We start from the raw sequence: 23598 nt of genomic DNA, 5'->3' as shown, positions 1-23598 counted from the left end.
GCCTCCGATCAGCGCGTTGCCGCGTGCGACGCGAACAGCTCGGGCGAGAACCCCAGGCTGAGACGACCGTCGTCCCATTCGACGACCGGGCGCTTGATCACGCTGGGCTGCTCCACCATCAGCGCGGCGGCGCTGGCCGCATCGGTGACGCCGGCCTTGGCGCCGTCGTCCAGCTTGCGCCAGGTCGTGCCGGCGCGGTTCAGCACCTTGTCCCATCCCAGTTCGGCCATCCACTGCGGCAGTCGGGCCGCGGGCACGCCCTGCTTCTTGTAGTCGTGGAACTGGTACGCGAGGCCCTGCTCGTCGAGCCAGGCGCGGGCGCGCTTCACGGTGTCGCAGTTGGGGATGCCGTAGAGGGTGATCATGGGAACGAGGGGGCGCCAGCGGGCGTGGAAGGAAGGCGGCACGCTACCATGAAGCGGATGATCCCCTGGCTCGACGATGACTCTCTGGACTTCCCGCCGACCCGCGGCGCGCTGGGGCCGCGCAGCGACGCTCCGGGACTGCTCGCGGCCGGCGGCGACCTGAGACCCGCCCGCCTGCGCGCGGCCTATGCGCGGGGGATCTTCCCCTGGTATGGGGAAGGCCAGCCCATCCTCTGGTGGACCACCGACCCGCGCATGGTCCTGCGGACGGCGGACTTCAAGCTCTCCCGCTCGCTGCGCAAGACGGTGGCGAAGTTCATCCGCACCCCGGGTTGCGAGATCCGCGTCGACCATGCCGCCGAGACCGTGCTCAAGGCCTGCGCCAGCACCTCGCGCGAGGGCCAGGACGGCACCTGGATCGTGCCCGAGATGCAGCAGGCCTACCTGCGGCTCGCGCGCGAGGGGACGGTGCATTCGGTCGAGACCTGGATGGACGGCGAACTCGCCGGCGGGCTGTACGGCGTCAACCTCGGCCGCATGTTCTTCGGCGAGTCGATGTTCATGCGCAGGACCGATGCCTCCAAGATCGCGCTGGCCGCGTTGATCTGCCTGTGCCGGGAGTTCGACATCCCCTGGATCGACTGCCAGCAGCAGACGGCGCACCTCGCCTCGCTGGGCGCGGCGCCGGTCGCGCGCGACGCGTTCGAGGCGCACCTCGCCGCGCACACCGGCCTGCCTCCACCGGGGGATTGGACCTATCATCGTCGCCTGTGGGCCCACCTGGGCTTGACCGATGCCTTGAGCGCCCCGCTGAACGACCCGCCCTGAGCCCCAGAGTCCCCGCCCGTGACGCACCCCAAGGAACTCCCGCTGGCCGAGCTGCAGTTCTATGCGACTGCGCCCTACCCCTGCAGCTACCTCAGCGACCGCCAGGCGCGGTCGCAGGTCGCCACGCCCAGCCATCTGATCCACGCCGACGCGTATTCGAGCCTGGTGGCCGCCGGCTTCCGGCGCAGCGGCATGTTCACTTACCGCCCCTACTGCGACGGCTGCAAGGCCTGCGTGCCGATGCGCATCCCGGTGGCGGACTTCCACCCCAACCGCAGCCAGCGCCGCGCCTGGACGCAGCACCAGGCGCTGCAGGCCCGCGTCATGCGGCTGGGCTACAGCGACGAGCATTACCAGCTCTACCTGCGCTACCAGGCGGGCAGACACAGCGGCGGCGGCATGGACCACGACAGCGTCGACCAGTACACGCAGTTCCTGCTGCAGAGCCGGGTGAACTCGCGGCTGGTGGAGTTCCGCGAGCCCGACGGCGCGCTGAAGATGGTCTCCATCCTGGACATCCTGGGCGACGGGCTGTCGGCGGTCTACACCTTCTACGAGCCCGAGGCCAACGTCAGCTACGGCACCTACAACGTGCTGTGGCAGCTGCGCCAGACCCGCGACCTGAGCCTGCCGCACCTCTACCTGGGCTACTGGATCGCGCAGAGCGACAAGATGGCCTACAAGGCCCGCTTCCTGCCGCACGAACTGCTGCGCGACGGGCACTGGTCGCGCGTCGAGCGCTGAGCGCTGAACGCTGAACGCCGCCGCGGTCGGGAGACCGCGCGGCAAGAATTGGTCCCACACTGGTTTTTACGCACCCGCTCACCGGTCGTACCGGTTTTCCCTGCCATTTGCACCAATTGACGTCCCTACACGTCATTGACGACACAATTACGACACGTTACGCGGCTCCTGCGGGTTAACCTGAATGATATGGATGCTAGTGGTATCTACATTGCATACCACTATGAGATCAGCAGCGGTATTGGTCTCCTAGACGCCGCGGTTGCACACCGCACGCCGTCCGCCGGGTTTGACCCGCGGACCGCACGTCGACAAGCCAGGGAGTGACTGCCATGTCTGCACGCGCCTTTTTCCGTACCGCCGACCGCACTGCCATCCGCACCAGCGTCCGCGCCACCGGGCCCACCCCGGCCGCGGCGCCGCTGATCCGCCCCGCTGCCCCCGAGTGGCCGGCCTGACGACCGTCCGAGCCGGTCCCGGCGGCCGAGCCCGAGCGGCCGCCGCCTTCGCCGGTTGAACCGACCGGCGCTTTTTCTTCCCGAGCCCCGACCGTTCCCGCCGCGCTGCCTCCGCAGTCGCCCGGCGCGGCGGCGCTCATCCCGCGTCGTTCCCGCAGTCCCCTCAGTTCCCGAACACAACGACCCCGCACGACAACACACGACAACCCGTCAGGAGCCCCCCCGATGAGACAACGTCCCTGCGCCCGACCCCACCCGATGCTGCCGTGGCTGATGCCGATGCTGCTGGCCTTCGCCGGCAGCTCCGCGATGGCCTACGACTGCACCGGCGTCGCCGAGTGGAACGCCGCCACCGCGTACGGCGGCAATGCGATCGTCAAGCAGACCAGCACCGCCTACCAGGCGAAGTGGTGGACGCAGAACAACCCGCCGGCGACGAACGCCGGCCAGTGGGACGTGTGGAAGGTGCTGGGCGCCTGTGACGGCGGGGGCGGTGGCGGCACGAACAAGCCGCCGACGGTCGCGCTGAGTTCGCCCGGCGCGGGCGCCTCGCCCACCGCGGGCGACACGGTCACCCTGGCCGCGACCGCCGCCGACAGCGACGGCACCGTCGCGAAGGTCGGCTTCTACGTCAACGGCGCGCTGGTCGCCGAGGACACCACCGCGCCGTTCAGCATCGCGTGGACCGCACGGGCCGGCGTGGCCGACATCACTGCCCGCGCCACCGACGACAAGGGCGCGACCACCGAGAGCGCCGCCGTGCGCATCACCGTGCAGGGCCAGGTCACCGGCGACGAGCGCTGCCGGCCCGAGGGCCTGACCACCACCGCCGGCACCGCGCCCGCCTACTGCAAGGTCTACGACGACCAGGGCCGCGAGAAGATGGGCGCCGACAAGCCGCGCCGCATCATCGGCTACTTCACCAGCTGGCGCACCGGCAAGACCGGCCAGCCGGCCTTCCTCGCGCACCAGATCCCGTGGGGTCAGGTCACGCACATCAACTACGCGTTCGCGCATGTGGACGCGGCCAACAAGCTCTCGGTCGGCAACACCGCCGACGCGGCCAACCCCGCCACCGGCCTCACCTGGCCCGGCGTCGCCGGCGCGGAGATGGACCCGGCCTACGCCTACAAGGGCCACTTCAACCTGCTCAACAAGTTCAAGAAGCAGTACCCCACCGTCAAGACGCTGATCTCGGTCGGCGGCTGGGCCGAGACGGGCGGCTTCTACACGATGACGACCAACGCGGACGGCTCGACCAACACGGCCGGCATCACCGCGTTCGCGGACTCGGCGGTGGCCTTCCTGCGGCAGTACGGGTTCGACGGCGTCGACATCGACTACGAGTACCCGACCAGCATGAACAACGCCGGCAACCCGGTGGACTTCGCCATCAGCAACGCGCGACGCGGCGCGCTGATGAAGAACTACGTCGTGCTGATGCGCACCTTGCGCGCGAAGCTCGACGCGGCCAGCCAGTCCGACCAGCGCCACTACCTGCTCACGATCGCGGCGCCCTCCTCCGCCTACCTGCTGCGCGGGATGGAGGCCTTCCAGGTCACTCAGTACCTGGACTACGTGAACATCATGAGCTACGACCTGCACGGGGCGTGGAACCAGTTCGTCGGCCCGAACGCGGCGCTGTACGACGACGGCAAGGACGCCGAGCTCACCGCGTGGAGCTACTACAGCGCCACGCAGTACGCGCGCATCGGCTACCTCAACACCGACTGGGCGTACCACTACTTCCGCGGCGCGATGCCGGCAGGCCGCATCAACATCGGCGTGCCGTACTACACCCGCGGCTGGCAGGGCGTGACCGGTGGCACCAACGGCCTGTGGGGCCAGGCGGCGTTGCCCGACCAGAGCAAGTGCCCCGCCGGCACCGGCGGCGGCACCGTGCAGAAGTGCGGCAACGGCGCCGTCGGCATCGACAACCTCTGGCACGACCTGGACGTCTCCGACAAGGAAGTGCCCGCCGGCTCCAACCCGATGTGGCATGCGATGAACCTCGCCTCCGGACGCCCGGGCAGCTACCTCGCGGCCTACGGCCTGAATCCGGCGACGAATCCCGCCGACCAGCTGACCGGCACCTACGTCCGCAACTACGACGCGACCCTGGTCTCGCCGTGGCTGTGGAACGCGCAGAAGAAGGTCTTCATCAGCACCGAGGACGACCAGTCGCTGGGCGTGAAGGCGCAGTACGTGGCCGATCGCGGCATCGGCGGCGTGATGTTCTGGGAGTTCGCCGGCGACTACGCCTTCGACACCGCCCGCAACGAGTACTTCATCGGCAACACGCTGACGACCACGCTCTACAACAAGCTCAAGACCGCGCCGGCCTACGGCAACCGCCTCACTTCGGCGGCGCTGCCGGCGGAGACGCTGGACATCGGCTATGCGCTGGGCAGCTTCGCGCTGGGCGACAGCAACTACCCCATCACGCCCAAGCTCACGCTGACCAACAACAGCACGACGACGCTGCCCGGCGGCACGGAGTTCCAGTTCGACGTTCCCACCGCGATTCCGGCGACGGTGACGGACCAGAGCGGCTTCGGGCTCACCGTGATCAGCAACGGTTCCAACCCCGCGGGCAACAACGTCGGCGGACTGAAGAACGACTTCCACCGCGCCAGCTTCAAGCTGCCGTCGTGGCAAAGCCTGGCCCCCGGCGCCAGCGTGACGCTGACGATCAACTACTTCCTGCCGTCGACGATGCCCAGCAACTGGACCGTCACCGTCAACGGCCGCAGCTACGCGCTGGCGCAGGAAGCGCGGCGCGGCGCGGTGCCGGCCGCGGCAACTGCGGCAACTGCGGCGGCGGCGGCCAAGACCGCCGCGAAGACTTCGGCCGCGCGATGAACGACATCGGCGCCGGCCTCCCGGACCTCCCCACCACCACCCTTTGACCCACAGGAGTTCGACATGAAGAGACAGATGGTCCGCCTCGGCGGAATCGCCCTGGCCGCAGCGATGGCCGCGGGCACCGCGCACGCCTACGACTGCACCAACGTGCCCGAATGGTCGGCGTCCGCCACCTACACCGGCACCTCCAACAGCTTCGCCAAGCAGAACAACGTCGCCTACCAGGCGAAGTGGTGGACGCAGAACGAAGCGCCCGCCACCCATTCCGGCCAATGGGACGTGTGGAAGTCGCTGGGCGCCTGCACCGGCGGCGGCACCGACACCACGCCGCCGACCGTGCCCTCGGGCCTGAGCTCCAGCGGCATCACCAGCAGCAGCATCACGCTGAGCTGGGGCGCCTCCACCGACGCGGGCAGCGGCGTCAACAACTACGAGCTGCTGCGCGGCGGCTTGCTGATCGCCTCGCCGACGGCGACCAGCTACACGGACAGCGGCCTCTCGGCCGGCACCGCGTACAGCTACCAGGTCCGCGCGAAGGACAAGGCGGGCAACGTCTCCGGGCTGAGCAGCACGCTGCTGACCAGCACCGCCAGCAACGGCACCTGCGCGTCCGCGCCGGCCACGCCCTCGGGCCTGAGCTCGCCGTCCAAGAGCGCCACCAGCGTCAACCTGGCCTGGAACGCCGTCGCCGCCGGCCCGAACTGCACGGTCCAGTACCGCGTCAACCAGGGCGCGACGCAGGTCGCGCAGGGCGCGGCCACCAGCGCCAGCGTCACCAACCTGACGGCCAACACGAGCTATACCTTCACGGTCTCGGCTTTCAACCAGGCCGGTTCCTCGCAACCGTCGGCGCCGATCACGGTCAAGACCGACACGCAGACCGCCGGCGACAAGGTGCTGCTGGGCTACTTCGCGCAGTGGGGCATCTACGGCCGCAACTACCACGTGAAGAACATCGACACCAGCGGTTCGGCGGCCAACCTGACGCACATCAACTATGCGTTCGGCAACGTGCGCAACAACGTCTGCGAAGTCGGCAAGATCATCCCGAGCAACGAGTCCACCGGTGAGGGCGGCGACGCGTTCGCCGACTACGGCAAGTCCTACGGCGCCGACCTGAGCGTCGACGGCGTGGCCGACACCTGGGACCAGCCGCTGCGCGGCAGCTGGAACCAGCTCAAGAAGCTCAAGGCCAAGTACCCCAAGATCAAGGTGCTGATCTCGCTGGGCGGCTGGACCTGGTCGCGCGGCTTCTCGAGCGCGGCGCGTCCCGAGAACCGGGTGAACTTCGTCAAGAGCTGCGTGGACGCCTACATCAAGGGCAATGTGCCGGTGAGCGACGGCGCGGGCGGCCCGGGCGCGGCGGCCGGCGTGTTCGACGGCATCGACCTCGACTGGGAGTACCCGAACGCCTGCGGCCTGGCCTGCGGCACGGCCGAGGATCGCGCGAACTTCACCGGCCTGCTGGCCGAGTTCCGCAAGCAGCTCGACGCGGTGCGTCCGGGCCTGCTGCTGTCGATCGCGTCGGGCGCGGGCGTGGACAAGGTGCGGGCCTATGACCCGGACCAGATCCATCCGTACCTGAACTTCATCAACGTGATGACGTACGACTTCCACGGCGGCTGGGACACCATCACCGGGTTCCACTCGGCGCTGTACGCGCCGGCGAACGACCCGTCCACCGGCGACGTGAAGAAGTACAACACCAACGACGCGATGCAGGCCTTCCTGGACAAGGGCGTCCCGGCCTCGAAGCTGAACGTCGGCATCGGCTTCTACGGCCGCGGCTGGACCAACGTCCCCAACGTCAACAACGGGCTGTACCAGACCGGCACGCCGGCCCCGGGCACCTACGAGGCGGGCAACGAGGACTACAAGGTCCTGAAGAACCTGCAGGGTTACACCAGCCGGATCGACGACGTCAGCAAGGCGCAGTGGATCTACAACGGCTCGACCTTCTGGAGCTTCGACACGCCGGCCACGATCGCCATCAAGATGGCCTACGTGAAGTCCAAGGGCTTCGGCGGCGCGTTCTTCTGGGAGTTCTCGGGTGACGATCCGACGGCCTCGCTGTCCAAGGCGATGGGCGCCGGCCTGAAGTAAGGCTTGAAGTAAGGCTTGAAGTAAGGCCTGAAGCCGGTCAGCCCCCTCGGAGGCGGTGTCAGCCGCCCCCTGAGAGGGGTCACGAGCCCCCGCGCGGTCCTCCGTGCGGGGGCTCATTTTCATCCCGCTTCCCGCCGGCGGGCCCTCCGGCGGCCCTCCTGCCAGGCCGTGGCAGCTACCCCCAGGATCGCGATTGAATACTGTACGTTCATCCAGTATTCTCAACTTCCCATTCAGTCGTCGAGCCACCGAGGTACCCGTCATGCGCCGCTACGAAGTCATCCTGGAACGAGTCATGGTCCCCTACCACCAGCGCGAGCTGGCCTGCCTCATCGCCATGCAGGTGCTGGACGCCCGCCTGGGCGGTCCCGCGGGCGTGGTGGACGCGTTCAACGCCGCGGGGGCGGTGACGGGCGGGGATCCACGCTGGTCGGTGCCTGAATCGGCGTCCCGGGCCGACGTCGCCGCGGTGAAGCGCTGGCGTCGCGCCACGGAGGCCGCGCTCGACGCCATCGAGCAAGGCTTCGCGCATGTCTTCGTGGGCATGTCGGCGCAGGAGATCGCGCTGGCCCGCGCCGATGAGTGCCTCAGCATCGTGCCCCATGCGATGGAGGCGCCGACCCGCCTGCTGTCCGAGGCCCGCGTCGGTCTGCCGTGGTCCGCGACGGCCGCCGTCATGGTCAGCGCGGCCGCCCAGGCCGCGATCGTGCCGCCGGTCGCGATGCTGACGCACATGCCGACGCTGGCGCACGCGGCGATGCTGGCGCGATGACACGCCGATGCTGGCTCGATGCTGGCTCGATGCCGGCCCGCTGACGCGCGTCAGGCGCGCCCCGCAGGTTCCGCGGGTTCGGATATTTCGATGAGGTTGAGGTCGGGGTCGCGCACGTAGACCGAGCGGATCTTGCCCGTCGCCCCGGTACGCATCACCGGCCCTTCGACGATGGCGACCTGCAGCGCGTTCAATCGGTCGATCACCTGATCCAGCGGGATGGCCGCGATGAAGCACAGGTCCAGCGCGCCGGGCACCGGCGTGTGCGCCTTGGGCTCGAACTCCCGGCCCTTCACATGCAGGTTGATCTTCTGCCGGCCGAAGAGAAAGGCCTGGCGCGTCACCGGCGGCGTCCCGCCCACGAAGCTCTCCAGGCGCATGCCCAGCACCTCGGTGTAGAAGCGGATGCACGCCGCCTCGTCGGCGGTGGTGAGGACCAGGTGGTCGAGGTGATCGATCAAGGCAGGCTCCCGTCGGACGACAACGCCGGGATTCTGCCTGCCTCCCCGCGGCCGGCCCTCAACTGGCGCGGAACACCAGTTCCCTGATCCGCGCCAGCCGCGGCGCCACCACCGGCACCGTCAGCATCGTGGAGCCCACCGCCATCAGCAGCAGCGCGGTGAAGGTCTCGCTGGTGATGATCTGCTTGTCCAGCAGGACGTTGGCGAAGATGATCATGATGAGCGCCTTGGTTTGCAGCAGCCAGCCGATGATGCCGGCCTCGCCGGGCGCCCATCGCAGGAGGCGTCCGGCCATGTGCGTGCCCAGCAGCTTGCCGCTCACCGACGCCGCCAGCAGCAGCGCGGCCGCGGCGAACACCATGCCGCCCTCCAGTCCCCATTGCGTCCGCAGGCCCGTGCTGAGGAAGAAGACCGGCATGATCACCAGCAGCACGTGATGGCGCAGCGCGTCCATCTGCTGCTGCTCGAACCATTCCGCATCCATCACGACACCGGCCAGGAAGGCCCCGACCATGTAGTGCAGCCCCGACCAGTCGGCGCCGAACGCGATGACCGCCAGCCAGATCAGGCCCACGTACCAGCGGTCCCGCGCGGGAATCGCGCGCATCAGGCGCCGGAAGAGCACCGTCGCCACGGCGAACGCGGCCAGGAACAGCCCCTGCTTGCCCACCCGCGACCAGTCCATCAGGATCACCGCCAGCACGCCCCAGATCAGGATGTCGTCCAGGCTGGCGTAACGGAGGATGCGTTGGCCGATCGGCTGGCGCAGGATCTCCAGCTTCTCCATCAGCAGGATCAGGATGGGCAGCGCCGTCACCGCGCAGGCCATGCCGACCCCGACGACGAACTGCCACGTCCGCGCCTGCGGGCCCATCCACTGCGATCCCATCCCCAGCAGCACCATCGCCGCCGCCGACCCGAACACCATCGGCACGCCCAGCGCGAGTCCGGCGGTGATGCCGCTCTCCACGCGAAGGGCCCAGGCCTTCTTCAGGTCGAGCTCGATGCCGGCGATCCACACGAAGATCATCACCGCCCACCAGGCCACGCCGTTGAGCGACTGCACGACCGAGGGGTTGAAGACGAACTGGTAGTACTCGGGGAAGGCCCGGCCCAGCACGCCCGGACCGAGCAGGATGCCGGTGATGATCTGCACCACGACCAGCGGGGCGAAGTAGTCCGTGCCCCCCAGTCGCCAGACCAGGTAGGGGACGGTGAAGATGATCGCCATGGCGATCAGGAAGATCTCGGTGGTGCTCATGGGCGGCTCCGCTGCGCTGCCCGCCGTCCGGTGCGCCCAGGCGCCCGGCCGATCGATGACAACGTTGTCTCTCGGGATTCCGATTGTGGGGGGCAAGCCCCCGCAATCACCGCCCTCGCTTTCCCTATGCTTTTATGAAAGCGGTTTCAGTGAATTTCACTGCGGCAGTCCGGCGCCGGCAATAGGGGCTCTCCCGCTGGTCGCGGCGATCAGGCCCAGCACGCGGCCCGGCTCGGCGCCGACCATGTCCCAGGTGAAGCGCCATTCCCAATTGCCGCCGAGCACGCCGGGGATGTTCATCCGGTGCTCGCTGCCCAGGCCGAGCACGTCCTGCAGCGGATAGACCGCCACGTTGGCCACCGAGTTCGCGCAGGCGCGGATCATGGCCCAGTGGAGGTCGTGGTCATCGGCGGGCAGGTAGGCGGCGGCATAGGCGCGCTCGTGGGCGCTGGCCTGGTTCCACCAGCCGCGCACCGTGTCGTTGTCGTGCGTGCCGGTGTAGCAGACGGCCGCGCGCGGCCAGTTGTGCGGCAGGAACTCGTGCCCGCCGTCGCCGCCGAAGCCGAACTGCAGGATCTTCATGCCGGGGTACGCGAGCGCGTTGCGCAGCTCGTGCACGTCGGGCGTGATGAAGCCCAGGTCCTCGGCGACGATGGGCAGCGTGCCCAGCGACTTGGCGATCGCGTCGAACAGCGCCTTGCCCGGGCCGGTCTTCCAGACGCCGCGCGTGGCGTCGGGGCTGTCAGCGGGGATCTCGTAATAGGCCGCGAAGCCGCGGAAGTGGTCGATGCGGAACACGTCGGCCGAGCTCAGCATGCGCTTCACCCGCGCGGTCCACCAGGCGAAGTGCTCGTGGGCCATCTTGTCCCAGCGGTACATCGGATTGCCCCAGCGCTGGCCGGTGGCCGCCATCGCGTCCGGCGGCACGCCGGCGACGACGGTGGTCTGGAAGTTCTCGTCGAACTCGTAGAGGTCGGGCCGTGCCCAGCAGTCGGCGCTGTCGTGCGCGACGAAGATCGGCAGGTCGCCCATGATGTGGACGCCGCGTGCATTCGCGTAGGTCTTCAGCGCGCCGACCTGGACGTCGAAGTTCCATTGCACGAACTGCCAGAAGCCGACCTCGTCGGCGTACTGCTCGCGCGCGGCGACCAGCGCGTGCGGCTCGCGGGCGGCCAGGTCACGCGGCCACTCCCACCACGCCTGGCCGTTGCGCGACGAACGCACCGCCATGAACAGCGCGTAGTCCGGCAGCCAGTCCCGTTGGGATTCGCACCAGAGTTCGTAGGCGGCGCGGTCCGTCGCCGACGCCTTCGCGAAGAAACCGGCCGCGGCGGCGCGCAGCTGCTGTTCGCGCCACGGGAGGACCTTCGCGTACTCGACGCGCTTCGCATCGAAGCCGCCTTCCGGCAGCACCGGCGCCGCGAGCCAGCCCTTCTCCACCAGCGGCTCGAACGCCACCATCCACGGATTGCCGGCGAAGGCCGACACGCCTTGGTAAGGACTCTCGCCGGGGCCGATCGGCGTGCTCGGCAACCACTGCCAGATGGCTTGGCCGGCCGATTGCAGCCAGTCGACGAAGTGGAAGGCCTCGGGGCCGAAATCGCCGGCGCCGTGGGGACCGGGCAGCGAGGTGATGTGCAGCAGCACGCCGGATTGGCGCTTGTTGAGATCGATCGTCATGGTGTCGCTCGAGGGGTCAGTATTCGAAGTATCAGGACAGCGAGGGCGCTGCGATGCACAGCAGCAGGCAACGCGCCGGCGCGTTGAGCGCATCCTCGCTCAACGGCGCCGGGGCGAGTTCGCCGCTGCTGTCGATCAGCAGGCGCCAGGGCCCGACACCCTCGCCTGCCGCGGGCAACGCGACGCGGGTCGGCGTCGCCGCGGGGTTGACGATCAGCAGCAGCTGTTCGCGGCTGTCGCTCAACAGCGCGGTCAAGGCGAATTGTCGGTCGTCGCACCAGTTGTGCTCGCGCATCTCATGCCCGTCGGGATGGAACCAGCGCAGCGTGCTCGCGCCCGGCGCCGATCCAGCCGATCCGGTTTCAGGCGCGCGGCCCGCCACGGCGAACCACTCGGCATGACGCAGCACCGGATGCGCCCGCCGCAGCCGCGCCAGCTCGGCGGTGAAGGCGATGAGCGTGTCGTCGGCGTCCGGCCAGTCGAGCCAGCCGATCTCGTTGTCCTGGCAGTACGCGTTGTTGTTGCCGCCCTGGCCGTTGCCGAACTCGTCGCCCGCGTACAGCATCGGCGTGCCTTGCGACAGCAGCAGCGTCGCGAGCATCGCGCGCCGCGCGCGCTCACGGGCGTCGCGGATGGCGGGATCGTCGGTCGGCCCTTCGACGCCGAAGTTGCCGCACAGCTCGCCGTCGCGGCCGTCGCGGTTGTCTTCGCCGTTGGCCTCGTTGTGCTTGCGGCCGTGGCTGACGAGGTCGTTCAGCGTGTAGCCGTCGTGCACCGCCAGGAAGTTGATCGAGGCGAGCGGCGAGCGCTGTCCCGGCTCACCGCACGGTCCCGTCGGATGGAAGACATCGCTGGACGCGCCGAAGCGCCGCGCGAACTCGCCCCGCGTGACGGCCTTGCCGTCCGGTCCGTGGCCGAGCCAGAACCCGCGCGCGCCGTCGCGGAACTTGTCGTTCCACTCCATGAAGCGGCCGGGGAATCGTCCGAGCTGATAACCGTCCGGACCGGCGTCCCAGGGCTCGGCGATCAGGTGCACCTGCGACAGCAGCGGATCCTGCCGCAGCGCCGTGTAGAACGCCGCCTGCGGATCGTGCCCCGCGGCCGTGCGCCCGAGCACCGGCGCGAGGTCGAAGCGGAAGCCGTCCACGCCCATGTCGCCGACCCAGAAGCGCAGCGAGTCCAGCACCAGCTGCGCCACGCGCGGATGCTCGACGTTGACGGTGTTGCCGCAGGCGGTGAGGTTCTCCATCCGCGAGGGATCGTCGGCCTGCAGGCGGTAGTAGCTCTTCTGGTCGAGCCCGCGCAAGGACAGCGTCGGGCCCCATTCGTTGCCCTCGGGCGTGTGGTTGTAGACCACGTCGAGCACCACCTCGAGCCCGGCGTCGTGCAGGGTCCGGACCATCGCGCGGAACTCCGCGGCGACCGCGGCCGGATCGTCGCGCGCGGCGGCGGACGCGAGCCGCGGATCCGGCGCGAAGAAGCCCAGCGTGTTGTAGCCCCAGTAGTTGCGCAGGCCGGTGCCGAAGAGGTGCGGCTCGTCGACGGCGAACTGCACCGGCAGCAGCGACAGCGTGGTCACGCCCAGCCGTTTGAAGTGCGCGATGGCCGCCGGATGCGCGAGCGCGGCGTAGCTGCCGCGCAGCGCCTGCGGGATCTGCGGATGGCGCATCGAGAAGCCCTTCACATGGACTTCGTAGAGCACCACGTCCTGCGGCGCATGGCGAGGCGCGTTGGCACGCGGACTCGGGCCGGCGGGCGCCGCGGCGACACGCGCCTTCAGCGCGGTGGCGCCGTTGTCGCGCTCGTCCAGTGCCATGGGCCCGTCGGGGTGTCCGAAGGGATAAGCGTGGTCCTCGGGCAGGTTGCGGAACTCGCCGACGATCTCGCGGGCGTACGGGTCCAGCAGCAGCTTGCCGGCGTTGAAGCGATGGCCCTCGCGCGGCGCATGCGGGCCGTGCGCGCGCAGGCCGTAGAGCTGCCCCGCCTTCGCACCGGGCAGGAAGCCGGTCCACACGCCGTCGACGGGGCCGTGCAGCGCGTGGCGCGCCAGTTCGGTGGTGCCGGCGTCGTCATACAGGCACACCTCGACGCGGGTCGCGTGCGCCGAGAACACTGCGAAGTTGACGCCGCCGTCGCGGACGGTGGCGCCCAGCGGCTCATGGCGGCCGGGCATCAGTGCCCGTGCCGCCGCCGACAAGGCGACGGGGGATGCGCTCTGCGAATCATTCGGCGATGCGGACAGGTCGGAAGGAGCGCTCATTCGAAACGTCGTTGAAAGGTCGTCGCCGGCTCAGGCCGGCACCAGGAAGATCGTCGCCAGCGGCGGCAGGGTCAAGGTGATGACGGGATCATCGTCCGGCGCCGATGCCGGCGCGCCGGTCGCAACCCCGCGGCCACCGTAGAGGGCCGCGTCGGTGTTCAACACCTCGCGCCAGGCGCCGCCATGCGGCATGGGCAGCCGGTAGCCGATGCGCGTCACGGGCGTGAAATTGCAGACGGCGACGACGCTGCCCCGTTCCGTTCCGGCGCCGCCGCGGCGGACCCAGGCGAAGACCGAGTGCGCCACGTCGTCCTCCACCAGCCACTCGAACCCGTCGCGCTCGCTGTCGAGCCGATGCAGCGCGGGCCAGTCGCGATAGAGCCGGTTGAGATCGCCGACCAGGCGCTGGACGCCGGCATGGCGCGGATCCTCGAGCAGCGCCCACGGCAAGGCGCGCTCGAAGTTCCATTCGTCGCGTTGCGCGAATTCCTGTCCCATGAACAGCAGCTTCTTGCCCGGGTGCGCCCACATGAAGCCGAAGTACGCGCGCAGCTGGGCGAAGCGCTGCCAGTCGCCGCGGGCGACGGCCCCGCTCCCATGGCCCTCGGCGCCATCCGCGCCATCAGCCCGTTCAGTCCCTTCAGCGCCGGGCATCTTGCCCAGCAGCGAGCCCTTGCCATGGACCACCTCGTCATGCGACAGCGGCAGCTGGAAGTTCTCGCTGAAGGCGTAGACGAGGCCGAAGCTCATCTTCTCGTGGTGCCACGATCGGTGGATGGGCTGCTCGCGCATGTAGCGCAGCGTGTCGTTCATCCATCCCATGTTCCATTTGTAGTGGAAGCCCAGGCCGCCGACCGAGGTCGGCGCGGACACGAGCGGGAACGCGGTCGACTCCTCGGCGATCGTGATCACGCCGGGCGCTTCGCAGCCGAGCAGTTCGTTGAGGCGCTTGAACAGCGCGATGGCCTCGAGGTTCTCCGTGCCGCCGTGGATGTTGGGGATCCACTCGCCGTGCGGACGCGAGTAGTCGCGGTACAGCATCGACGCGACCGCGTCGACGCGCAGGCCGTCGATGCCGTAGCGCTCGGCCCAGAACAGCGCGGCGCCGCACAGGAACTGCCGGACCTGCGGCTTGCCGAAGTCGTAGATCAGCGTCTGCCAGTCGCGATGCCAGCCCTCGCGCGGGTCGGCGTATTCGTAGAGCGGCGTGCCGTCGAACTTCGCGAGGCCGTGCGGATCCTCGGGGAAATGCGCCGGGACGAAATCGAGCAGCACGCCGAGGCCGGCCGCGTGGCACGCATCGACGAAGCGGTGCAAGCCGTCGGGAGCGCCCAGCCGCGCGGTCGGCGCATGCAGGCCCAGGGTCTGGTAACCCCACGAGCCATCGAAAGGGAACTCGGTGATCGGCATCAGCTCCACGTGCGTGAAGCCGAGCCCGGCCACGTACGGCGGCAGCTCGCGCGCGAGGAAGTCCCAATCCGGAAACGCGGCACTGCCGCCATGGTCCCCGCCGTCGTCCCCGCCGTCGCGGACCTCGTCTCGACGCCAAGACATCGCATGCACCTCGTACACGCTGATCGGCGCGTCGCGGCGGTTGAGCGCCGCGCGGCCTTCGGGCAGCGCATGCGGCGCAGGCAGGCCCTCGACGATGCTCGCGTTGTCCGGCCGCAGTTGCGCGCGGAACGCGTAGGGATCCGCCTTCAGCGGCAGCACGGTGCCGTCCGGCCCGGTGATCTCGTACTTGTAGAACTGGCCGCGTGACGCGCCCGGCACGAAGACTTCCCAGATGCCGGCGTCGAGCCAATCCGGCTCGTCCCGCGTCGCACAGCGCCGCATCGGATGCGCCGCGCCCGACCACCCGTTGAAGTCGCCGACGACGGCGACCCGCGACGCCTGCGGCGCCCACACGGCGAAACGGACCCCCGACTCGCCCGCCATGACGACGGGATGCGCACCCAGCCACAGCCAGGGGCGCGGATGCTCGCCGCGCGCGAGCAGCGCGAGGTCGGCGTCGGGCAGCAGCGTCGTCATCGGCGGCAGTCCGCGACCCGTGCGTCAGCCCAGGCTCTTGACCGACCAGACGCGCTCGACGTATTCCTCGATCGTGCGGTCGGACGAGAACATCCCCATGCCGGCGATGTTCAGCGCCACGCGTTCGGTCCACGCGGCCTGATTGCGGAACAGCGCGTCGACCTCGCCCTGCGCGCGCAGGTAGTCGGCGAAGTCCGCCATCAGCAGGTACTGGTCCTCGCCGAGCAGCTTGTCGATCAGCGTGCGGTAGCGGCCCGGGTCGCCCTGTGAGAACTCGCCGCGCGCGATCGCGTCGATGACGTCGAACAGCGCCGGGTTCTGCTCGACGACGCGGCGCGGCTCGTAGCCGGCCCGCCGCAGCGCCTCGACCTTCTCCGTCTTCAGGCCGAAGGTGAACATGTTGCGCTCGCCGAAGGCCTGCGCCATCTCGATGTTGGCGCCGTCCCAGGTGCCGATCGTCAGCGCGCCGTTGAGCGCGAACTTCATGTTCCCCGTGCCCGACGCCTCGGTGCCGGCGGTGGAGATCTGCTCGGACAGGTCGGCGGCCGGGATGACGAGCTCGGCCATCGAGACGCCGTAGTTGGGCAGGAAGACCAGCTTGAGCCGGTCGCCGACGCGCGGGTCGCCGTCGATGACGCGGGCGACGTCGTGCGCGAGCTCGATGATGGCCTTCGCCGCCACGTAGGCCGACGCGGCCTTGCCCGCGATCACCACCGTCCGCGGCACCCAGTCCGCCGTCGGGTTCGCGACGATCGCCTGGTAGCGGCTGATGACGTGGAGCAGGTTCAGCAGCTGGCGCTTGTATTCGTGGATGCGCTTGATCTGGACGTCGAAGAGACTGTCGATGTTGATCGTCACGCCGAGTTCGCGCTGGACGTGCGCGGCCAGCCGCTGCTTGTTCCCGCGCTTGACGGCGCGCAGCGCCTCGCCGAGGCCCGTGTCGGCGGCCAGCGGGCGGAGCTGCGCCAGCTCGTCCAGGCGCCGGCGCCAGCCGGTGCCGATGCGCTCGTCCAGCAGCGCCGACAGGCCCGGATTCGCCTGCTGCAGCCAGCGGCGCGGCGTCACGCCGTTGGTGACGTTGTGGAAGCGGCACGGGAAGATCCGCGCGTAGTCCGCGAAGATGGTCCTCACCATCAGGTCCGAGTGCAGCGCCGCCACGCCGTTGACGCGGTGCGAGGCGACGATGCTCAGCGCGGCCATGCGCACGCGGCGCTCGCTGCCGCGGCCGTCGCCTTCGTCGATCAGCGACACGCGACGCAACAGGTCGACGTCGCCGGGGAAGCGCAGCTTCACGGACTCCAGGAAGCGGTGGTTGATCTCGTAGACGATCTCGAGGTGGCGCGGCAGCAGCTGCTCGAACAGGCGGACCGGCCAGGTCTCCAGCGCCTCCGGCATCAGCGTGTGGTTGGTGTAGCTGACCGCCTCGCGCGTGATCGCCCAGGCCTCGTCCCAGCCCAGGCCGTGGTCGTCGAGCAGCAGCCGCATCAGCTCCGCCGGCGCCAGCGCCGGATGCGTGTCGTTCAGATGGATCGCATTGGCGCGGCCCAGGTTCGCGAGCGTGCCGGTCTCGCGCAGGTGGCGTGCGATCAAGTCCTGCATCGACGCGCTGACCAGGAAGAACTCTTGCTTCAAGCGGAGCCGGCGGCCGGCCTCGGTGCTGTCGTCGGGATAGAGCACCCAGTTGAGCGCATCCGCCGCGACGCGATGCGCGGCGGCGCCGTGGTGGTCGCCGCGGCAGAAGGCGTCGAAGTCGATCGGCGCCGCGGCCTGCGCGTGCCACTGGCGCAGGGTCGACACGCGCTCGCCATGGTGCGCCGGAACGATGAAGTCGAAGGCCTGCGCAATCAGGTGCTCGGTCGGCCACCAGCGGCGCGAGCCGCTGGGATCGACCTCGACGTGGCCGCCAAAACCGACCGGGTAACGGCACTCGGGGCGCGCCACCTCCCACGGATTGCCCAGCGCCATCCAGTCGTCAGGCGACTCGACCTGGCGGCCGTCCCGGATGCCCTGCGCGAACATGCCGTACTGGTAACGCAACCCGTAGCCGAAGGACGGCAGGCCCAGTTCCGCGAAGGAATCGAGGAAGCACGCGGCCAGGCGGCCGAGGCCGCCGTTGCCGAGCGCGGCATCGCTTTCGCGCTCCAGCACGTCGGGCAAGGACTGACCCTCCCCGGCCTGCGCCGCGAAGGCCGCGCGCAGGGGCTCCTCCAGCTTCAGCGCCGCGAGCGCGTTGCCCAAGGCACGGCCCATCAGGAATTCCATCGACAGGTAATGCACCCGGCGCACGTCGGCCGCGGCGCCACGCGCCGCGTCGGCGGCCTGGGTCGAGGCCCAGCGTCGGTCCAGCACTTCGCGGCAGGCACCGGCGGCGGCGCGCATCATCGCGTGCAGCTCGGCGCTCGTGGCGCGGGCCCCTGCGGGCGTCACGGCCGTGGCGGATGCGACCGCGGCGGCGGCCACAGCGGCAGGGCTGGCCAGGGGGCGTTCACGTCGCAGCGCCTGCTCAAAGGCGGCGACCCGGTCGAGAGAGTCGGTCGTCATGGAGCGAAGTATCCATCAAGGCGTTCGAATTCTTGTAGTTTCACTACATCGGGTAATCCCGAGTTTGACTGCAAGTCGTTGATTACATGTGATTCGTCTGATCGTCACCGGGTGTAGCCGCGTTGTGAATCGCCAATCAGACATGTATATTCTCTACAAACAAGGAGACACCCCGTGGCGGACGTGAAGCTGCAAGCCGTGGCCAAGGCCTATGGCGAGACCAAGATCCTGCATGGCATCGACCTGGAGATCCGGGACGGTGAATTCATGGTCTTCGTCGGACCCTCGGGCTGCGGCAAGTCCACGCTGCTGCGCACGATCGCGGGGCTGGAGGACATCACCGGCGGCGAGCTGCGCATCGGCGGCCGGCTGGTCAACGACGTGCCGCCGGCGGAGCGCGGCATCGCGATGGTGTTCCAGAGCTACGCGCTCTATCCGCACATGAACCTCTACGACAACATGGCGTTCGGGTTGAAGCTGGCGAAGGTGCCCAAGGACGAGATCGAACGCTCGGTGCGCTACGCCGCGCGCATCCTGCACATCGAGCACCTGCTGGAACGCAAGCCCAAGGACCTGTCGGGCGGCCAGCGCCAGCGCGTGGCCATCGGCCGCGCGATCGTGCGCAAGCCCGAGGTCTTCCTCTTCGACGAGCCGCTGTCCAACCTGGACGCCGCGCTGCGCGTGCGCATGCGCTACGAGTTCGCGAAGCTGCACGAGGACCTCAAGACCACGATGGTCTACGTCACCCACGACCAGGTCGAGGCGATGACGCTGGCGGACCGCATCGTCGTGCTGAGCGCCGGCACCATCGAGCAGGTGGGCACGCCGCTGGAGCTCTACGAACACCCGGACAACCTCTTCGTCGCCGGCTTCATCGGCAGCCCGAAGATGAACTTCATCGAGGCCGAGGTCGTGACGGCCGGCGCCGACCATGCCACGGTGCGACTGGGCGATGGCGCCATGATCCGCACGCGCGTCGACGCCTCACGCGCCAAGGCCGGCGACAAGGTCACGCTGGGCCTGCGGCCGGAACACTTCGAGGTCGGCGGCGACGCCAACCTGATCGCGAGCACCGTCACCTTCGTCGAGTCGCTGGGCGGCGTGACGCATGCGTACTGCGCCTACCCGGGCGTCGAGGACGCGCTGACCTGCGAATTCGACGGCAGGACGCGCGTGCGCGCCGGCGATACCTTGCAGCTGCATCTGCCGCCAGACCTCTGCTACCTGTTCGACGCCCAGGGCCTGGCATTCAAGCGGCTCGGAGCGGCGGAATGACGGGACGCTTCATGGCCCGCGCTTCCCGCACGGCCTCCCGGGGAGTCCTGCGCTCGGCGCTGGCGCGCGGCGCGTTCTCCGCTTTCGCGGCCGTCGCGCTGCTCGGCGGCTGCGAGAAGGTCGCGGCGCAGACGGCGCCCAAGCTGCTGGTCTGGATCAACGGCGACAAGGCCTACAACGGCCTGCAGAAGGTCGGCGACGCGTTCGAGCGCGAGTCCGGCGTGAAGGTCGTCGTCGAGCATCCGGTCGACGCGCCCGAGAAGTACACGCAGGCCGCCGGCGCCGGGAAGGGCCCGGACGTCTTCTGCTGGCCGCACGACCGCGTCGGCGAGTGGGCCAAGGCGGGGCTGCTCACGCCGGTGCAGCCGCGCCAGGCGCTCTACGACGAGGTCGAGCCCGCCGCCTGGCAGGCCTTCCGCTACCAGGGCCGCCTCTGGGGCTACCCCATCGCGATCGAGACGACCGGACTGATCTACAACAAGGCGCTGGTGAGCAGGCCGCCCGCGACCTGGGATGACGTGATCGCCGTCGACAAGCAACTGCGCCAGCGCGGCAAGCACGCGATCCTGTGGGACTACAACAAGAGCTTCTTCACCTGGCCGATGTTCGCGGGCGCCGGCGGCGTGATCTTCGAGCGTGACGCGCAGGGCGACTTCGACGCGCGGCAGGTCAAGGTCAACAACGACGGCGCGCTGGCTGCGGGCCGGATGCTGGAGCGCCTGATCACCGACGGCGTGATGCCGCGCGGCGCGCGGTATTCCGAGATGGAATCGGGCTTCGCGCGCGGCGAGGTCGCGATGATGATCTCCGGCCCCTGGGCCTGGGAGAACGCGCGCAAGGCGGGGATCGACATCGGCGTCGCGCCCATCCCGGCGGTGGTCGCGGGCAAGCCGTCCAAGCCCTTCGTCGGGGTGCTGGGCTGCATGATCTCGGCGCCGTCGAAGAACAAGGACCTCGCGCGCGAGTTCATCGAGCGCCACCTGATGCGGCCCGCGTCGCTGCAGGTGCTCGACGCCGACGTGCCGATCGGCGTGCCGGCCAACAAGGCCTTCTACCTGCAGCTGTCGGTGAACCCGCTGATCCGCGCCAGCATGGAGAACGCCCGCGCCGGCGAGGCCATTCCCAACATCCCCGAGGTGGGACGCTTCTGGACCGCGATGGACGCGGCGCTGGAGGCGATCACCAACGGTCTGCAAAGCCCCAAGGACGCGCTGGACGGCGCGTCCGGCCGGATGCTGCTGAAGCAATGAACGCCACCACCGCATCGACGTCGACGCTGGCCGCCACGCTGCCGGGCTCGCCGCTGTCCGAGGCCTACACGCGCCGGCCGCCCGGCGCGCTGGACCGGCTCGCCCAGGCGCTGTACTGGCCGACGATGGCCGTGATCGCGCTGGGGGCGCTCTACCTCGTCTTCATGCTGTACGCGGCGGGACTGACGAGCTGGGCGCTCGGCGTGCTGCTGCTCTTCGGCACGGGCTTCGCGGTCTACCTGTCCAAGGCCGGTTTCGCCTACCGCTACCTCTTCCCCGGCGTCGCCGGGATGCTGCTGTTCATCGCGTTCCCGCTCGCGTACACGACGCAGATCGGCTTCACCAACTACTCGTCCGCCCACCTGCTGAGCCAGGAGCGCGTGCGTGAGTTCCTGCTGGACCAGCACGACACGGCGCTCGAGGCCGTGCGCGACTACAGCGTGCACGGCGCGGGCAGCGACTTCCGCGTGGTGCTGCGCGACCCGGCCAGCGGCGCGGCGCAGTTCGTGTCGCCGCCGCTGGCGCTGCGCCAGGGGGACAAGCCGCTCGACGTGGCCATGCAGCCGACCGGACCGGCCGATGCCACGCTGGGCCCGCCGCTGACGCTCAAGGAGCTCGTGGCCCATCGACAAGCCCTCTCACAGTTGCGCCTGAAACTGCCCGAGCCCACGGGCAATGCCGCGGTGTTGCGGTATCTCGGACTGCGTGAGTTCGGCCCGATCCGCCCGCACTACGAGGAGCAGCCCGACGGCGCGCTGAAGCGCGTCGCCGACGGTGCCGTCTTCCGCCCGGACGCGAGCACCGGGTACTACGAAGGCCAGGGCGCGGTGGCGGGCACGCACCTCGCGCCCGGCTACAAGGTCATGGTCGGCGCGCAGAACTACAAGCGCATGCTGTTCGACGCGGAATTCCGCGGCCCCTTCCTGTCGATCTTCGGCTGGACGGTGGTGTTCTCGCTGCTGACGGTGGTCTTCGCGACGGCGATCGGCATGATGCTGGCGGTGCTGCTGAACTGGGAGGACCTGCGCTACCGCACGGCCTACCGCACGCTGCTGTTCCTGCCCTACGCGGTGCCGGGCTTCATCTCGATCCTCGTGTTCAAGGGCCTGTTCAACCAGAACTTCGGCGAGATCAACGCGATCCTGGACGCGCTCTTCGGCGTGCGGCCGGCGTGGTTCGCGGACCCGTCGCTGGCGCGCACGATGCTGCTGATCGTCAACGTGTGGCTCGGCTACCCGTACGTGATGATCCTGTGCACGGGGCTGCTGAAGGCGATCCCGTCCGACCTGTACGAGGCCTCGGCGCTCGCGGGCGCGGGACCGCTGACCAACTTCTTCAAGATCACCGCGCCGCTGATCATCAAGCCGCTGTCGCCGCTGCTGGTCTCGGCCTTCGCGTTCAACTTCAACAATTTCGTGCTGATCGCGCTGCTGACCGACGGGCGGCCGGACTACCTGTCCACCAAGATCCCCGCCGGGCAGACCGACATCCTGGTCAGCTACACCTACCGCATCGCCTTCCGCGACTCGGGGACCGACTTCGGACTGGCCGCAGCCATCTCGACGCTGATCTTCGTGCTGGTCGCAGGGATGTCGCTGCTGAATCTGCGCCTGATGCGCAACGCCAACCGCTGAGGACCGCACCATGGCCATCGTTCGAGGCAAGCAGGCGCGCTGGCGCGTCGTCGCGGCGCATGTGATGCTGTGGATCTTCCTGGCGGTCACGCTGTTCCCGCTGCTGGCGGTGGTGTCGATCTCGCTGCGGCCGGGCAACTTCGCGACCGGCAGCCTGATCCCGACGACCATCAGCCTGGAGCACTGGCAACTCGCGCTGGGCATCCCGTACCAGGCGGCGGACGGCTCGCTGGTGCAGCCGCCCTTCCCGGTGCTGACGTGGTTGTGGAACTCGATCAAGGTGGCGACGATCTCGGCGGTGCTGATCGTGGCGATCTCGACGACCGCGGCCTACGGCTTCGCGCGGCTGAGATTCCCGTTCAAGGCCAGCATCCTGAACAGCATGCTGCTGCTGCAGATGTTCCCGGCGGTGCTGGCGCTGGTGGCGATCTACGCGATCTTCGAGACCATCGGCACGTTTGTGCCGTGGCTGGGCATCGAGACGCACGCGGGCGTGATCGTCGCCTACCTGGGCGGCGTGGCGACGCACATCTGGACCATCAAGGGTTACTTCGAGACCATCCCCGTGGAGATCGAGGAGAACGCCAAGGTAGACGGCGCGTCGCCCTGGCAGGCGTTCCGGCTGGTGCTGCTGCCGATGGCGGTGCCCATCCTGATGGTGGTGTTCGTGCTGGCCTTCATCGGCTGCATCATCGAGTACCCGGTGGCGTCGGTGCTGCTGCGCGAGGAGTCCAACCTCACGCTGGCGGTGGGGTCGAAGTACTTCCTGCACGACCAGCGCTTCCTGTGGGGCGACTTCGCGGCCGCGGCCGTGCTGTCGGGCCTGCCGATCACGGCGGTGTTCCTGCTGGCGCAGCGGTGGATCGTGTCGGGGCTGACGGCGGGTGGGGTGAAGGGCTGAGCGCATCGCGCCATCGCGGATGGCGCAGCAAATCGGGTGTCGCGAGCCGTTGAGGCTTCGCCAAGCCCCGTGCGCATCGCAACACGTTTCAAGCGTGCGCATCGCTTCACGTAACTTTGCGAAACGCGCCAAGCCTTGCGGCGCAAGGGCCCTCACGCGGCCTTGACGA

General features: G+C 69.2%; 16 protein-coding genes. 9 read left to right on the top strand and 7 right to left on the bottom strand.

Annotation, left to right across the window (positions count from 1 at the left end; all coding sequences use genetic code 11):
* Positions 1-8: 8 nt before the first annotated feature.
* Positions 9-365 (bottom strand): ArsC family reductase, encoded by a 357-nt coding sequence (locus AC07O8_RS25760; RefSeq protein WP_495050778.1) that lies wholly within the window; start codon positions 363-365, stop codon positions 9-11.
* 57 nt (positions 366-422) lie between these two features.
* Here AC07O8_RS25760 and aat point away from each other — a divergent pair, with 57 nt between their 5' ends.
* The 5 genes from aat to AC07O8_RS25735 all read left to right on the top strand — a co-directional run bounded on the left by aat (position 423) and on the right by AC07O8_RS25735 (position 8135).
* A complete protein-coding gene (aat, locus tag AC07O8_RS25755) occupies positions 423-1193 on the top strand; it encodes a leucyl/phenylalanyl-tRNA--protein transferase (protein ID WP_495050841.1) in 771 nt (256 codons plus the stop codon).
* Positions 1194-1211: 18 nt separating this feature from the next.
* Positions 1212-1937: an arginyltransferase gene (locus tag AC07O8_RS25750; RefSeq protein WP_088405548.1), complete on the top strand. Its 726-nt coding sequence runs from the start codon at positions 1212-1214 to the stop codon at positions 1935-1937.
* Between the two features lie 683 nt (positions 1938-2620).
* Positions 2621-5257, top strand: coding sequence for a chitinase C-terminal domain-containing protein (locus tag AC07O8_RS25745; RefSeq protein ID WP_495050777.1), 2637 nt, complete (start codon positions 2621-2623; stop codon positions 5255-5257).
* Positions 5258-5320: 63 nt separating this feature from the next.
* A complete protein-coding gene (locus AC07O8_RS25740; RefSeq protein ID WP_495050776.1) occupies positions 5321-7363 on the top strand; it encodes a glycosyl hydrolase family 18 protein in 2043 nt (680 codons plus the stop codon).
* A gap of 262 nt (positions 7364-7625) precedes the next feature.
* Positions 7626-8135: a hypothetical protein gene (locus tag AC07O8_RS25735; protein ID WP_495050775.1), complete on the top strand. Its 510-nt coding sequence runs from the start codon at positions 7626-7628 to the stop codon at positions 8133-8135.
* Between the two features lie 50 nt (positions 8136-8185).
* On the opposite strand, the gene AC07O8_RS25730 is transcribed toward AC07O8_RS25735, so the two are convergent.
* The 6 genes from AC07O8_RS25730 to AC07O8_RS25705 all read right to left on the bottom strand — a co-directional run bounded on the left by AC07O8_RS25730 (position 8186) and on the right by AC07O8_RS25705 (position 18369).
* Positions 8186-8596: a VOC family protein gene (locus tag AC07O8_RS25730; RefSeq protein WP_495050774.1), complete on the bottom strand. Its 411-nt coding sequence runs from the start codon at positions 8594-8596 to the stop codon at positions 8186-8188.
* Between the two features lie 58 nt (positions 8597-8654).
* Positions 8655-9857 carry a cation:proton antiporter gene (locus tag AC07O8_RS25725; protein WP_495050773.1) on the bottom strand — a complete coding sequence of 401 codons (1203 nt, stop codon included), beginning with the start codon at positions 9855-9857 and terminating at the stop codon, positions 8655-8657.
* A 156-nt stretch (positions 9858-10013) separates the two neighbouring features.
* The gene (gene malQ, locus AC07O8_RS25720; RefSeq protein ID WP_495050772.1) at positions 10014-11537 is read right to left on the bottom strand and encodes a 4-alpha-glucanotransferase; all 1524 of its coding nucleotides are present in this window, start codon (positions 11535-11537) and stop codon (positions 10014-10016) included.
* A gap of 31 nt (positions 11538-11568) precedes the next feature.
* Entirely contained in the window at positions 11569-13797 is a 2229-nt protein-coding gene (gene glgX / locus AC07O8_RS25715) for a glycogen debranching protein GlgX (protein WP_495050771.1), read from the bottom strand.
* A 30-nt stretch (positions 13798-13827) separates the two neighbouring features.
* A complete protein-coding gene (gene glgB / locus AC07O8_RS25710) occupies positions 13828-15828 on the bottom strand; it encodes a 1,4-alpha-glucan branching enzyme (RefSeq protein ID WP_495050770.1) in 2001 nt (666 codons plus the stop codon).
* 24 nt (positions 15829-15852) lie between these two features.
* Positions 15853-18369 (bottom strand): glycogen/starch/alpha-glucan phosphorylase, encoded by a 2517-nt coding sequence (locus tag AC07O8_RS25705; RefSeq protein WP_495050769.1) that lies wholly within the window; start codon positions 18367-18369, stop codon positions 15853-15855.
* A 174-nt stretch (positions 18370-18543) separates the two neighbouring features.
* Here AC07O8_RS25705 and AC07O8_RS25700 point away from each other — a divergent pair, with 174 nt between their 5' ends.
* Genes AC07O8_RS25700 through malG form a run of 4 tightly spaced genes read left to right on the top strand, consistent with a single transcriptional unit; the run spans position 18544 to position 23429 of the window.
* Entirely contained in the window at positions 18544-19644 is a 1101-nt protein-coding gene (locus AC07O8_RS25700) for an ABC transporter ATP-binding protein (protein ID WP_495050768.1), read from the top strand.
* 11 nt (positions 19645-19655) lie between these two features.
* Positions 19656-20894 carry a maltose/maltodextrin ABC transporter substrate-binding protein MalE gene (gene malE / locus AC07O8_RS25695; protein ID WP_495050767.1) on the top strand — a complete coding sequence of 413 codons (1239 nt, stop codon included), beginning with the start codon at positions 19656-19658 and terminating at the stop codon, positions 20892-20894.
* Positions 20891-22528, top strand: a complete 1638-nt coding sequence (gene malF, locus AC07O8_RS25690) for a maltose ABC transporter permease MalF (protein ID WP_495050766.1) — start codon at positions 20891-20893, stop codon at positions 22526-22528. The genes malE and malF overlap by 4 nt, the downstream gene beginning before the upstream one ends.
* 10 nt (positions 22529-22538) lie before the next feature.
* On the top strand, positions 22539-23429 hold the full coding sequence (malG, locus tag AC07O8_RS25685) for a maltose ABC transporter permease MalG (RefSeq protein ID WP_495050765.1): 891 nt from the start codon (positions 22539-22541) through the stop codon (positions 23427-23429).
* Positions 23430-23598: the final 169 nt, after the last annotated feature.

The organism is Roseateles sp. GW821-FHT09G09 (genome assembly GCF_059415965.1).
This window is presented reverse-complemented; position numbering and strand designations above follow the sequence as displayed.